Origin of the sequence: Thermomonospora cellulosilytica, assembly GCF_014138835.1 — a bacterium.
Classification (GTDB): domain Bacteria; phylum Actinomycetota; class Actinomycetes; order Streptosporangiales; family Streptosporangiaceae; genus Thermomonospora; species Thermomonospora amylolytica.
In genome coordinates, this window is the sequence record NZ_JACJII010000001.1 from 3,112,783 (window position 1) to 3,124,702 (window position 11,920).

Genomic DNA, 11,920 nt, shown 5'->3' on the forward strand with positions numbered 1-11,920 from the left:
TCAGGGCAGCTTGCCGAGGCCCTGGGCGAGGATGGTGGCGGTGCGGGCGACGAACGTGTTGTCGGCGGTGGCGTCGGGCGTGCCGCGGTTGGTGTAGACGGCCATGATCAGCGGGGCGGTGGCGCCCTTGGGCCAGACGATCGCGATGTCGTTGGCGGTGGCGTAGGTCCCGCCGGTGCCGGTCTTGTCGCCGACCGTCCAGTCCCCGGGCAGGCCCGCGCGGATGCGGGCGTCGCCGGTGGTGTTGGCGCGCAGCCAGGCGATCAGCCGGGCGCGGTCCGGTCCGGCCAGCGCGTCGGTGGTGGTGACCTTCCGCAGGTTCTGCGCCATCAGGGCGGGGGTGGTGGTGTCGCGGCGCTCGCCGGGCCGCCAGTCGTTCAGCTCGAGTTCCCAGCGGTCCAGCCGCGAACGGGGGTCGCCGAGCGAACGCAGGTACGCGGTCAGCCCGGCCGGGCCGCCGATCTGCCTGAGGACCAGGTTCCCCGCCGTGTTGTCGCTGAGGGTGATGGTCGCCTCGCACAGGGCGGAGACGGTCATCCCGGCCTTCAGGTTCTCCTCCTTCCCGGTCTCCGGCGAGTGGTCCACCAGGTCGTCGGCGGTGTAGCGGATCACCCGTTCCATCAGGCCGGGGTCGGCGGTGCGGGCCTTGTGCAGCACGGCGGCGCAGGCCATCGCCTTGAACGTGGACAACATCGGGAACGTCTCCTGCGCCCGGTACCCCACCGTCCGGCCGGTCGCGGTGTCGATGGCGTACGCGCCGATCCGGCCGCCCTCGTACTCGGCCTCCAGCGCGCGCAGCCGCCGCCGGACCTCGGCCTGGCCGGCGGCCTCGAAGGCCGGCGCGGTCGTCAGCGTGCTCTGCGACCCGGCGGCGGTGGTCCGGGTGGGCTCGCTTCCGCAGGCGGCCGCCCCGAACAGCATCGACGCGGCGACCGCCGCCGCCCCCAGCGCGGTGCGCCACCGGGCGCGCAGGGCCTGCTCCATAGGGACTCCTCGGTTCCTCGGTCTGGTGGACACCGGTGATCAGAGCAGAGCTGATGTCTCCATGTCCAATACCGCTATGGCCGGAACGATCATCATCGAATCGATATCAACGCTGGCCAGAGCAGTCGCGGGCGGCGTTCCGGCCGAGAATTCTCGGTGTGCGGGAGAATACTTGTTCACGAGTAATCGCAGGCGTATGCTCGCCTGCAAGTGAACAGGGCGAGGTGAGGGCGATGGCCAAGCGGCGCAAGGTCGGCAACCTGCTCGCGCTGGCCGTGCTCGCGACGGTCGCGCAGCGGCCGATGCACCCGTACGAGATCGCGTCCCTGCTGCGCGCCCGCGGCAAGGGCGACGACATGGAGATCAAATGGGGCTCCCTCTACACGGTGGTGCGGAACCTGGCCAAGCACGGCTTCCTGGAGGTCGCCGGCAGCGCCCGTGAGGGCGCCCGCCCGGAGCGGACGGTCTACCGGATCACCGACGCGGGCCGGGCGGAGCTGGTCGACTGGGTGCGCGAGCTGATCTCCACCCCGCAGCCGGAACGCCCGAAGTTCAAGGCGGGCCTGTCGGTGCTGGTGGCGTTGTCCCCGGACGAGGCCGCCGGCCTGCTGCGCCATCGGCTCGACGCGCTGGAGCGGGCGAACGCCGCCGCGCGCGAGTCCCTGGCGGAGCAGGCCCGCGAGATACCCCGGGCGTTCCTGCTGGAGACCGAGTACGAGATCGCCCTCCGCGAGGCCGAGACCGCCTGGGTCCGTTCGCTGCTCGAGGAGCTGACGTCCGGGACCTTCCCCGGCCTGGACCTGTGGCGGCAGTGGCACCGGACCCGGCAGGTGCCGCAGGAGCTGGCCGAACTGGCGGAAAGGGGCGGCGCGGACTGAACAGAACGGGCCCGGCGGCGGTGCGGCAACACCCCGCCGGGCCCGCGACCTCGAACCGTGCCCGTGGACGGATCCGGCCACGAGGTGGCGACCGCAAGGATAGCCGGGTGCTCCCTCCCGGGACGGTTCGCACGAGACGGCACCGCGACGTCGCGGTGCCGCGGCGACCCCTGGAGGGACACCATGACGAAAGTACGGACCGCGATCGTCATCGGCGGCGGCATCGCCGGGCCGGTGACGGCACTGGGGCTGCGCAAGGCGGGCATCGAGGCCGCCGTCTTCGAGGCGTACCCGAGCACGGCGGACGGCGTCGGCGGCAGCATCGCCATCGCGCCGAACGGGCAGGCCGCACTCGAGGTGGTCGGCGCGCGGGAGGCCGTGACCGCCGCCGCACTGCCCGTCCGGCGGACGGCGATGTCGTTCGGCGGCAGGAAGGTCGGGCTGCCGCAACTGGAGGGCCTTCCCGCGCTGCGGCTCGTACGGCGTGCCGACCTGTACCGGGCGCTGCGGGACGTGGCGCTGGACCACGGCGTCCGGATCGAGCACGGCAGGCGCCTGGTGGCCGCCGAGCAGGACGCCACCGGCGTCACCGCCCGGTTCGCCGACGGGAGCACGGCCACCGCCGACATCCTGATCGGGGCCGACGGCATCCACTCCACCGTCCGCACCCTGATCGACCCGGACGCCCCCGGCCCCGGCTACACCGGCACCCTCGGTTTCGAGGCCGTGGTGGACCGGCCGGTGCCCGGCGAGCCCGGCACCATGGTCTTCGCCTTCGGCAGGAAGGCGTACTACCTGTACTGGTCGCGCCCCGACGGCCGTACCGGATGGGGCGCCAACCTGCCCCAGGACGAGCCGATGACCCTCGCCGAGGCCAGGGCGGTGCCGGCGGAGAAGTGGCTGGACCGGCTGCGCGAGGCGTACGGGGACGACGACCCGGGCGGGGAACTGGTCCGGCACATCGATCCCGGTGATCTCCAGGTGACCGGGTCGCTGCACATCATGCCGAGCGTGCCGCGCTGGCACCGGGGCCGGATGGTGCTGGTCGGCGACGCGGTGCACGCGCCGTCCAACAGCTCCGGGCAGGGTGCGTCGCTGGCCGTCGAGAGCGCCCTCGAACTGGCCCGATGCCTGCGCGACCGGCCCGACGCACAGGCCGCGTTCGCCGCCTACGAACGTCTGCGGCGCCCGCGCGTGGAGCGGATCGCGGCCCGCGCGGCGAAGGTCAACCGGCTGAAGGCGCCGGGCCCGGTGACCAGCGCGCTGATGCCGCTGCTCATGCGGGTGATGACGAAGACCGTGCTGACGCCGGAGAAGAACCTGGGCCCCGAGCAGCGGTACCGCGTCGAGTGGGACCTCCCCGTGCCGGCGGGGGCGTAGGGCCGGTCACGGCTGGGGCGGCCGGGCGGCGCGGGCCAGGAACACCGCCCGTTCCCGTTCGTTGCGGGTCAGCTCGGCGGCCCGCGCGAACTCGCGGCGCGCCTCGTCCGCCCGCCCCAGCCGTTCCAGCAGGTCCCCGCGCACGGCCGGAAGCTGCGGATAGCCCCGCAGCGCCTTCTCGCCGAGCAGCCCGTCGGCGATCTCCAGGCCCCGCTGCGGCCCGTACGCCATCGCCACCGCCACCGCCCGGTTCAGCTCGACGACCGGGGAGGGGGCCACGTGCGCCAGCACGCGGTAGAGGGCGGCGATCCGCTCCCAGTCGGTGTCCTCGGCCGTCACCGCCCGCGCGTGGCAGGCGGCGATGGCGGCCTGCAGCCCGTACGGGCCCATCGTCCCCAGCGCCTCGGCCCGGGCCAGCGCCTCCAGGCCCCGGCGGATCAGCAGCCGGTCCCACCGCCGCCGGTCCTGGTCGGCCAGCAGCACCGGCGCGCCGTCCGGGCCGGTGCGGGCGCCGATCCGCGACGCCTGCAACTCCATCAGCGCGACCAGGCCGTGCACCTCGGACTGGCCGGGCATCAGCGTCGCCAGCACCCGGCCCAGCCGCAGCGCCTCCTCGCACAGCTCCGGCCGCATCCACTCGTCCCCGGAGGTCGCCGCGTAGCCCTCGTTGAAGACCAGATAGATCACGCCGAGCACGGACGCCAGCCGCCGCGGCAGCTCCTCCGGCGACGGCAGCTCGATCCGCACGCCCTTGTCGGTCAGGGTCCGCTTGGCCCGGGAGATCCGCTGCCCCACGGTCGGCTCCGGCACCAGGAACGCCCGCGCGATCTCCGCCGTGGTCAGCCCGCCCAGCAGGCGCAGCGTCAGCGCCGCCCGGCCCTCCGCGGGCAGCACCGGATGGCACGCGGTGAAGAACAGCCGCAGCACGTCGTCGCCGATGTGGTCGTCGAGCGCGTCGTCCAGCGCCGCCTCGGCCTCCTCCTGCCGGATCGTCAGGTCCCGGCCCACCTCGGCGAGCTTGCCGGCGTACCGGGCGCGGCGGCGCAGCAGGTCGATCGCCCGGTGCTTGGCGGTCAGCATCAGCCAGCCGCCCGGGTTGTCCGGAACGCCGGAGACCGGCCACTGCTCCAGCGCGGCGACCAGCGCGTCCTGCGCCAGTTCCTCGGCCAGCCCCACGTCGTGCACCATGCGGGCCAGCCCCGCGACCACCCGCGCCGACTCGATCCGCCAGACGGCCTCCACGGCCCGCCGCGCGTCCACGCCCGTCATATCAGGATCCAACCGCGCTCCTCGTTCCACGGCAAAGCCCCCGGGAGAACGGTTCCCGGGGGCTTCGCGGCGGAACGAAGGTCAGGCGGGCGGGGCGAAGTCCTCCGGGCCCATCACGCGCCGCACCTCGGTCTCGCCCTCCCAGCCGGGCCACAGGTCGCGGTGCAGCTTGAGGAAGCGGGAGGCCCACTCCACCGCCTCCTCCTTGGACGACAGCTGGTAGACCGTGTAGCTGATCAGTTCCTTGGCCTCGGCGAACGGTCCGTCCGTCACGGTCAGCTCGCCGCCGGTCAGGGTGACGCGGGCGCCCTCGGAGCTGGGGGCCAGCCCGCCGACGTCCAGCAGCACGCCCGCCTTGGCGGCGTCCTCGCCCAGCTTGGCGATGGCCTCCATCAGTTCGGCGGGCGGCGGCCCGTCCGGCGTCGCGGTGGCGTTGAGGGTGATCAGGTAACGCATGGCGGTTCTCCTCGGAGTCTCGGGGGACGGTGGGTTCAGGCGTTGCGGTACAGGTGCAGCGACAGGGCCGACAGCCAGGTCCAGATGACCAGGACCCCGGCGACGAAGGCGAGGATCGTCCAGGACGCCCCGCCCCCGGCCGCCATGACGACGAACGATGCCCCGAACACCGCCCCGGCCGCCCGCGAGCAACGGGCCCGGCCGGACCGGCCCTCGGCGGCGAACCGGCGGGCGACGACGAAGCACGCGGCGATGATGCACGAGAAACCGACCGCGCCGCTCATCATGTGCAGCATCCCCGGCAGGCTCACCGTCGCCTCGGTCGTGCCCGCCGGGAAGCCCGGCACCGGGTCGGCCTTGAAGACCCCGGCCGCGACCAGGCCGATCCCGTACCCGGCGACCAGCCGCCCGGCCCACGGCGAGCCCGGCAGCGCCCGGTGCAGGCCCACCGCGGCGGCCAGCGTCGCCAGCCCCGCGACCAGGAGGTTCGCCACCTGGATCCAGCCGAGGTCCCCGTTGGCCAGCGCGCTCCACGGATGGCGGGCCAGGTCGAACCCGTCCCGGGTCAGCGCCTGCGCCAGCGACACCGCCACGTACACCGGTCCGGCGGCGGCGCCGAGGCCGAGCAGGGAGCGGGTGGTCCGGGCGGTCCGGGTGGCGGGGGTGCGGGTGATGGTCAGGGCGGCGGTCATGGCCGTTCTCCGTTCTCGCGGCGGGGCCCGTGCGGCCCCGGTCGTGAACGCTTCGAACGGGCGGCCCGGATTTCGACACGGCCGCCGGGATTTTCCCAAGATTCTTTTGCGATCGGGATCGTCGCAGGTCAGGGTCTTACGCTGGGGCTGTGGACGAGCAGGAACGGGCGCACCGGGCGGCCCGCGGCCGGGCGGCGGCCCGCGAGCTGACCGCCCGCGGCATCGTGGCGACCACGCTCACCTGGGTGGACAACAGCGGCATCACCCGGGTCAAGACGGTGCCGACGGGACGGCTGGAGCACGTCGCCGCGTGGGGGGTGGGGTTCTCCCCGGTCTTCGACGCCTATCTGCTGGACGACTCGATCGCCTCCGGGCGGCACGCCGGCGGCCCGGTCGGCGACCTGCGGCTGCATCCGGACCTGGACCGGCTGACGGTGCTGGGGGAGCCCGCGGGCTGGGCCTGGGCGCCCGGCGAACGCTACGACCAGGAGGGCATCCGCCACGCGCAGGACGCCCGCGCCCTGCTGCGCCGCCAGGTCGCCCGGCTGACCGAGGAGGGCCTGCGGGTGCGGGCGGCGTTCGAGGTCGAGTGGACGGTCTCGCTGGGCAGGGGCGAGGATTTCGTCCCCGCCGCGGTCGGCCCCGGCTACGGGATGACCCGGATCGCCGAGCTGCCGGAGTACCTGTTCGACGTGCTGCGCGCGCTGGACACCGCGGGGGTCGAGGTCGAGCAACTGCACCCGGAGTACGCCGCCGGGCAGTTCGAGGTGTCGGTGGCGGCGCAGGGGCCGGTGTGGGCGGCCGACACGGCGGTGCTGGTCCGCCAGACGATCCAGGCGGTGACGATGCGGTACGGGATGCGCGCGTCGTTCTCGCCCAAGGTCGTGATGGACGGGGTCGGCAACGGCGGCCACGTCCACCTGAGCCTGTGGCGCGGCGGCCGGAACCTGATGGCCACCGGCTCCGGCCCGTACGGGATGCGGCCCGAGGGGGAGGGGTTCGCCGCCGGGATCCTGGCCCGGCTGCCCGCGATGCTGGCGATCGGCTGCCCGTCCGTGGCCAGCTACCTGCGGCTGACCCCCGGCCAGTGGTCCGGCCCGTTCGCCTGCTGGGGGCTGGAGAACCGGGAGGCGGCGCTGCGGTTCGTGGCCGGCCCGGCGGGGCTGCGCGCGCAGGCCGCCAACCTCGAGGTCAAGTGCTTCGACGCCACCGCCAACCCGTACCTGGCGCTGACCGTCCTGCTGGCGGCCGGGCGCGACGGGGTGGACGCCGCCGCCCGGCTGCCCGACCCGGTCACCGTGGACCCCGCGACCCTCGATCCGGAGGAACGCGAGGCACGCGGCGTGGCCCGGCTGCCGACGTCGCTGGAGGAGGCGGTGACGGTGTTCGAGCAGGACGAGGTGCTGCGCGCCGCCCTGGGCGCCGCCACCGCCGACACCGTGGCCGACGTGCGGCGCGGCGAGATCGCCCTGTTCAAGGACGCCTCCGACGAGGAGATCGTGGCCCGCACCCGCTGGCGCCACTGAGCCCGGCCGTCAGCCGCCCATGATCGGCAGGGTGATCCACGAGGGCCGGCCGGCGTCGTGGAAGACGGTCTGCTCGGCGCGCGTCATGGCCGGATGCCGGTCGAAGCGGGGGAAGTTGGACGAGGCGATCTCCACCCGGATCCGGTGCCCGGCCCGGAACGTCTGGCTGGTGGCCACCAGGTCGATCTCGTGCCGCAGCCGGTCGCCGGCCGAGCGCACGATCCCGTCGATCACGCTCATCGCCCGCCCGTCCGGCCACACGTCCACCAGTTTGGCGGTCCAGTCGCCGCCGGCCGCCGAGGTCGCCGCGTGCAGCACCACCGTGAGCGGGCCGGTGACCTCCACGTCGCGGTCCAGCACCGGGGTGGTGAAGCACAGCACGTCGGGGCGTTCCTCGATGCGCCGCTGGTCGCGGGGACCGGCGTTGGTCGGGTCGGGCAGCAGCAGCGGGCCGCCGTGGGTGGGCACCGGGTCGTCGGGGTCGTGCACGAACCGGGACGGCTCGGCGTCGGCGGCCGGGGCCTCGGGCGACAGCAGCCCGCCCGGGTGCAGGTAGTAGCGGGTCTCGGTGGCGCCGGGCGGTGGCCAGGACTCGGCCTCCCGCCAGGTGTCGGCGCCCATCGTGAAGTACCTGACCCTGGGGCCTGCGGTGTCGCCGAGGAGCCAGGCGATCTGCTGGGCCTCCAGCATGGCGCTCTGCGCGGAGGCGGAGAACCCGAAGTTCAGCTCGCCCACGCCCGACTCCTGCGACAGGTGCGTCCACGGCCCGACGATCAACCGGCCGCCGGGGATGCGCCGGAAGTTCTCCAGGGTGCCGCGCAGGAACACGTCGAACCAGCCGGCCGTGTGCAGCACCGGGACCTCGATCCGGTCGTGCCGCAGCGTCTCGGCCAGCTTCTCCCAGTACTCGTCGCGTTCGGGGTGCTCGACCCAGTCCCGCCAGAACGGGAACGCCTGCGACACCCCCGGCGCCTCGCTCAGCGGCGTGGCGGCCATCGCCGGGTACGGGTCGGCCAGCACCGGCAGCAGCGCGCCGAACCGGGCCCCGGCGTCCTCGCCGCCGGACATGGCGTGCAGCGCGCCCAGCATCCCCTGCAGCGAGCCCCAGTGGAACGCCGAGCCCAGCGCGAACGCGCCCCCGTGGTACTTGAGCCCGTCGTAGAAGTCGTGCGGCGTCATCGAGGCCGCCACCGCCTTGAGCGCGGCGGGCCGCTGGGCCGCCAGTTGCAGCGCGCACCCGGCCAGGTAGGACATGCCCGAGGCGACGACCTCGCCGTTCGACCAGGGCTGCGCGGTGATCCACTCGACGGTGTCCACCCCGTCCCGCGGCTCGTCCACCCAGGGCGTGAACGTTCCGTCGCTGGAGCCCCGGCCGCGGCAGTGCTGGAGGACCACGGCCAGCCCGGCGTGCAGGTACGGCACCACCGGCGTCCGGCGGAAGAGCGGCTCCCCGTACGGGTTGCGGATCAGCACGGTGCGGAACGGGCCGCCCTCGGCGGGCCGGTGCACGTCGGCCCGCAGGATCGTGCCGTCCCGCATCTCGATCGGCTGGTCGAGCACGGTGGTCACCGGCACGGCGGACTTGTTCAGCTTGGCCACGAGGGCGCCTCCTGGTCCGGGGGGGTGTCAGGTCAGGGTGAACGCGTCGTAGACGACCGCGTCCGGTTCGCGGCGGCCGGTCCCGACCGCCAGGGTGCGTCCCAGCCAGGCGTACTCGGGGGCGCCGGTCTCGAAACGGAGGAAGAGCCGGAAGTAGTACTCGGCGGGGTCGACGTCCTCGCCCGCCGCCAGCCGTTCCATCACCTCGGGCGGGCCGTGCCGCAGGCCCTGGGTCTGGATGTAGAGCAGCGCGCCGTCGTGGGTCCGCAGGGTGTAGCGGGTGTCGATGGCGGCCGTTCCGTCGTGGTGGACGACCTGCCAGTCAGCGCCGCCGGGCAGGACCTCGCCGGACAGCCGGGGCCCGGTGAACGACCCGCCGACGATGCCGATCACCCGCCGCCGCCCCCAGGGGCCGTGCCCCACCTCCAGGATCGGGGCCAGTTCGACCCGGAACGTGGCCGGCGGCTCCAGCTCCACCACGACTCCTTAGGCATATTTCTGACGGCGGTGACGAGTATGCCTTACGTGTTGGTCCGGGAACAGCCGGGCCGCTCCGACTCATTACTTTTCTGCGGGTTGGGCCACCAGTTCCGTCCATTGCTGCCTACCCTGGTGTGTTCCGTCACCCGGGGGGAGTGGCGATGCGATGTCCCCGTATGCCCTGGAAGGCCCATGGACTTCGAGCACGAGCCTGCGGACCCCTTCTTCCGGGATCGGCGAGCCCGGCCCGGGGCGGACGGTCCGCCCGCCCCTGCGCCGTCGCCGGGATCCGGGTGCGAGGGCGGAAGGGCCGCCTCCCGCCCGCCGGCCGAGGAGGTGCGCCGCCGGATCATGGAGGCGGTCGGCGCCGTCCCGCTCCTGGCGCAGCCCGGCCGGGCGGGACTGGGCGTGTTCCTCTCGCTGCTGCAGGACCGGCTGCCGGTCTACGCGGCCTCGATGGCCGAGGCGCTCGGGCGGCCCGGCCGGCGGAGCGTCCGGGAGAACCTGACCCTGGCCGCCCGGGCCACCGTCGACTTCTACGGCGAGGTGCTGCCCGCCCAGGCGGCGGTGCTGGCCAGCCCCGAGCAGACGGCGGGCCTGCGCCAGCTGACCCGGGCCGGCGACCTGGGCCCGCACCATGCCGAACGGATGGTGGCCGACTATCTGGAGGCCGAGCGCAGGTTCGGCCGGGTGTCCCCGGAGGTCGACGCCCTCGCCGTCGCCCACCTGCTGCTCGGCGGCTGCCTGGGCTACGTGTTCAACGCCGTCCTGCAGGGCCGCGAGGACCTGCCCGGTGCCGCCGAGTACACCGCGGCCATGGTGCGGGCGCTCGATCTGGGTCTTTAGGACCCGCCCCCGATTCGTCAACCTGGGTTGACTTCGGCCGGGTCGTCAACCTATGTTGACTCCATGAGCGAAGGAGTCCGGCTCGCCCAGGAGGCGAGCAGCCGCGACCCGGCGATCGGCCTGCGGGCGGTGCGCGCGCTGCGCGAGCTCGCCGACCGGCTCGAGGCCCTGCAGGTCGGCAACGCCCGCGACCAGGGCTGGTCCTGGCAGGAGATCGCCGTCTGTCTCGGGGTCAGCAAGCAGGCCGTGCACAAGAAGTACGGCTCCGGCCGCCGCATCCTCAGAAAGGAGCCCTAGCCGTGTTCGAGCGTTTCGCCAAGGACGCCCGCGAGGCCGTGGTCCTCGCCCAGCAGGAGGCCCGCGAGCTGGGCCACGACGAGATCGGCCCCGAGCACGTCCTGCTGGGCCTGCTGCGGGTGGGCGCCGGCCCCGCCGCCGAGGCCCTGCGCGCCCACGACGTCGACCTGGACGACCTGCGCGCCCGCCTCCGGTCGCCCGCCGAGGACGCCGCCCTCGACCCGGAGGCCCTGGCCGCGATCGGCATCGACCTCGACCGCGTCCGCGAGGCCGCCGACGCCGCCTTCGGCCCCGACGCCCTCCGCCGTGGCCTCGTCCGCCGCCGGCGCGGGCACATCCCGTTCACCAAGCCCGCCAAGAAGGCCCTCGAACTCTCCCTGCGCCACGCCCTGCGCCTCAAGCACAACCACATCGGCACCGGCCACATCCTGCTCGGCGTCCTGCACGACTCCGGCAACTCCGCCTGCCACCTCCTCTGGCAGGCGGGGATCGACCTGGGCGAACTCCGCGCCGACGTCACCCGCCGCATCACCGCCGAGGCCGCCTGAGGCCCCCGTCCCCCCTTCCGCCCGGCCCCCGACGCCCCCGGGGACCGGGCGCTTTTCGTGGAGATCTCTGGAAAAGTCTGGAGGCTCTGCTAGCGTCGTGATCATGCAGGACGATCTGGACGCGCTGGAGGACCGGATCGCCCAGCTGCGCCGGGCGGTGCGCGCCGCCATGCGGCGGCGGGACACGGCGCGCGTCCGGGAGTTGCGGGCCGAGCTGCGGGCCGCCGAACGCGCCTGGGACCGGCTCGCCGACTCCCTGGAACGCTCGGGGGAGCCGGAGCCGCCGCCCGAGCCGGCCCGGCCCGCCGGTCCGCTGCTGCCGGCCCGCGAGCACGTCCACCAGGTCCTCACCCTGCTCGGCGTCCCGGCCGCGCCCAAGCTGATCGGCGCGGTGCACCGCGCGTTCTTCTCCGGCGAGCTGCCCGCCTCCCGGCTGGCCAGCCTGCGCCGCGACGAGGAGCGCTCCTACCGCTCGGCGCCGGGCGCCCGCCCCTACTACCTGTGCCCGGCGCTGACCTCCGACCTGCTCGCCCCCGCCCGGGCGCTGATCACCGTGAGCTCCTGGCCGCTGGAACGCCGGATCGTCGGCCCGCTCAGCCCCCGGGTGGACTTCCTGCAGGCGGCGGTCAGGGTCGCCGGGGCCGCCGTCGCCCAGGAGGGGCTGCACGGCTCGGCCACCGGCGACGTGGAACGCCTGCTGCGGAGCTTCGCGGTGAGCATCCCCGGGGCGATCGCGCCGCGCCGGACGGGCCGGCCCGCACCCGTCGACCCCGGCCTGCTCGCCCGGGCGGCCGAGACCGAGATCGCCGTCCACATCGACGCCGACCGGCGGACCCGGGCCGACGCGGCGCAGCGGGCCCGCCGCCAGCTCGACGAGCGTGAACGGCTCTTCGGGGCCCCGCTGCGGGCGATCCCCGGCACGGCGGCCCGAGGCTGACCCATGCGCGCGTCATACTTCCCTACCG

General features: G+C 74.4%; 13 protein-coding genes and 1 pseudogene. 8 read left to right on the forward strand and 6 right to left on the reverse strand.

The features are described from left to right. Window positions 1–984, reverse strand: coding sequence for a class A beta-lactamase (gene bla / locus HNR21_RS14955; protein ID WP_246442167.1), 984 nt, complete (start codon window positions 982–984; stop codon window positions 1–3). A gap of 233 nt (window positions 985–1,217) precedes the next feature. On the opposite strand from bla, the gene HNR21_RS14960 reads away from it, so the two are divergent. Beyond that, complete coding sequence (locus HNR21_RS14960; protein ID WP_182705702.1) at window positions 1,218–1,862, forward strand: PadR family transcriptional regulator; 645 nt, start codon at window positions 1,218–1,220, stop codon at window positions 1,860–1,862. A 183-nt stretch (window positions 1,863–2,045) separates the two neighbouring features. After that, window positions 2,046–3,242, forward strand: coding sequence for an FAD-dependent oxidoreductase (locus HNR21_RS14965; RefSeq protein WP_182705703.1), 1,197 nt, complete (start codon window positions 2,046–2,048; stop codon window positions 3,240–3,242). Between the two features lie 6 nt (window positions 3,243–3,248). Here the strand turns inward: HNR21_RS14965 and HNR21_RS14970 are convergent, their stop codons facing one another. The 3 genes from HNR21_RS14970 to HNR21_RS14980 all read right to left on the reverse strand — a co-directional run bounded on the left by HNR21_RS14970 (window position 3,249) and on the right by HNR21_RS14980 (window position 5,659). Continuing rightward, window positions 3,249–4,511, reverse strand: a complete 1,263-nt coding sequence (locus tag HNR21_RS14970) for an RNA polymerase sigma factor (RefSeq protein WP_182708639.1) — start codon at window positions 4,509–4,511, stop codon at window positions 3,249–3,251. Window positions 4,512–4,592: 81 nt separating this feature from the next. After that, window positions 4,593–4,967: a YciI family protein gene (locus HNR21_RS14975; RefSeq protein WP_182705704.1), complete on the reverse strand. Its 375-nt coding sequence runs from the start codon at window positions 4,965–4,967 to the stop codon at window positions 4,593–4,595. 35 nt (window positions 4,968–5,002) lie between these two features. Continuing rightward, window positions 5,003–5,659, reverse strand: coding sequence for a DUF998 domain-containing protein (locus HNR21_RS14980; protein WP_182705705.1), 657 nt, complete (start codon window positions 5,657–5,659; stop codon window positions 5,003–5,005). Window positions 5,660–5,808: 149 nt separating this feature from the next. On the opposite strand from HNR21_RS14980, the gene HNR21_RS14985 reads away from it, so the two are divergent. Then, window positions 5,809–7,185: a glutamine synthetase family protein gene (locus HNR21_RS14985; protein WP_220500167.1), complete on the forward strand. Its 1,377-nt coding sequence runs from the start codon at window positions 5,809–5,811 to the stop codon at window positions 7,183–7,185. 9 nt (window positions 7,186–7,194) lie between these two features. Here HNR21_RS14985 and HNR21_RS14990 read toward each other — a convergent pair whose 3' ends face one another. Further along, window positions 7,195–8,784 carry a CocE/NonD family hydrolase gene (locus HNR21_RS14990; protein ID WP_182705706.1) on the reverse strand — a complete coding sequence of 530 codons (1,590 nt, stop codon included), beginning with the start codon at window positions 8,782–8,784 and terminating at the stop codon, window positions 7,195–7,197. 27 nt (window positions 8,785–8,811) lie between these two features. Next, window positions 8,812–9,261, reverse strand: coding sequence for a DUF3237 domain-containing protein (locus HNR21_RS14995; RefSeq protein ID WP_312881040.1), 450 nt, complete (start codon window positions 9,259–9,261; stop codon window positions 8,812–8,814). A gap of 339 nt (window positions 9,262–9,600) precedes the next feature. Here HNR21_RS14995 and HNR21_RS15000 point away from each other — a divergent pair, with 339 nt between their 5' ends. The 5 genes and pseudogenes from HNR21_RS15000 to HNR21_RS15015 all read left to right on the forward strand — a co-directional run bounded on the left by HNR21_RS15000 (window position 9,601) and on the right by HNR21_RS15015 (window position 11,892). After that, window positions 9,601–10,110, forward strand: coding sequence for a hypothetical protein (locus HNR21_RS15000; protein WP_182705708.1), 510 nt, complete (start codon window positions 9,601–9,603; stop codon window positions 10,108–10,110). Window positions 10,111–10,173: 63 nt separating this feature from the next. Then, the gene (locus HNR21_RS15005) at window positions 10,174–10,407 is read left to right on the forward strand and encodes an RNA polymerase subunit sigma-70 (RefSeq protein WP_119727647.1); all 234 of its coding nucleotides are present in this window, start codon (window positions 10,174–10,176) and stop codon (window positions 10,405–10,407) included. Between the two features lie 2 nt (window positions 10,408–10,409). After that, window positions 10,410–10,557: pseudogene (locus HNR21_RS36750) on the forward strand (Clp protease N-terminal domain-containing protein); the annotation flags it as partial. A gap of 26 nt (window positions 10,558–10,583) precedes the next feature. Further along, window positions 10,584–10,955: a Clp protease N-terminal domain-containing protein gene (locus HNR21_RS36755; RefSeq protein ID WP_512700802.1), complete on the forward strand. Its 372-nt coding sequence runs from the start codon at window positions 10,584–10,586 to the stop codon at window positions 10,953–10,955. Between the two features lie 103 nt (window positions 10,956–11,058). After that, window positions 11,059–11,892 carry a hypothetical protein gene (locus HNR21_RS15015; protein WP_182705710.1) on the forward strand — a complete coding sequence of 278 codons (834 nt, stop codon included), beginning with the start codon at window positions 11,059–11,061 and terminating at the stop codon, window positions 11,890–11,892. Window positions 11,893–11,920: the final 28 nt, after the last annotated feature.

Bases quoted from the DNA above. Each gene is read 5' to 3' on its own strand.
- bla (WP_246442167.1), bottom strand. From the start codon at position 984: ATGGAGCAGGCCCTGCGCGCCCGGTGGCGCACCGCGCTGGGGGCGGCG.
- HNR21_RS14960 (WP_182705702.1), top strand. From the start codon at position 1,218: ATGGCCAAGCGGCGCAAGGTCGGCAACCTGCTCGCGCTGGCCGTGCTC.
- HNR21_RS14965 (WP_182705703.1), top strand. From the start codon at position 2,046: ATGACGAAAGTACGGACCGCGATCGTCATCGGCGGCGGCATCGCCGGG.
- HNR21_RS14970 (WP_182708639.1), bottom strand. From the start codon at position 4,511: ATGACGGGCGTGGACGCGCGGCGGGCCGTGGAGGCCGTCTGGCGGATC.
- HNR21_RS14975 (WP_182705704.1), bottom strand. From the start codon at position 4,967: ATGCGTTACCTGATCACCCTCAACGCCACCGCGACGCCGGACGGGCCG.
- HNR21_RS14980 (WP_182705705.1), bottom strand. From the start codon at position 5,659: ATGACCGCCGCCCTGACCATCACCCGCACCCCCGCCACCCGGACCGCC.
- HNR21_RS15005 (WP_119727647.1), top strand. From the start codon at position 10,174: ATGAGCGAAGGAGTCCGGCTCGCCCAGGAGGCGAGCAGCCGCGACCCG.
- HNR21_RS15015 (WP_182705710.1), top strand. From the start codon at position 11,059: ATGCAGGACGATCTGGACGCGCTGGAGGACCGGATCGCCCAGCTGCGC.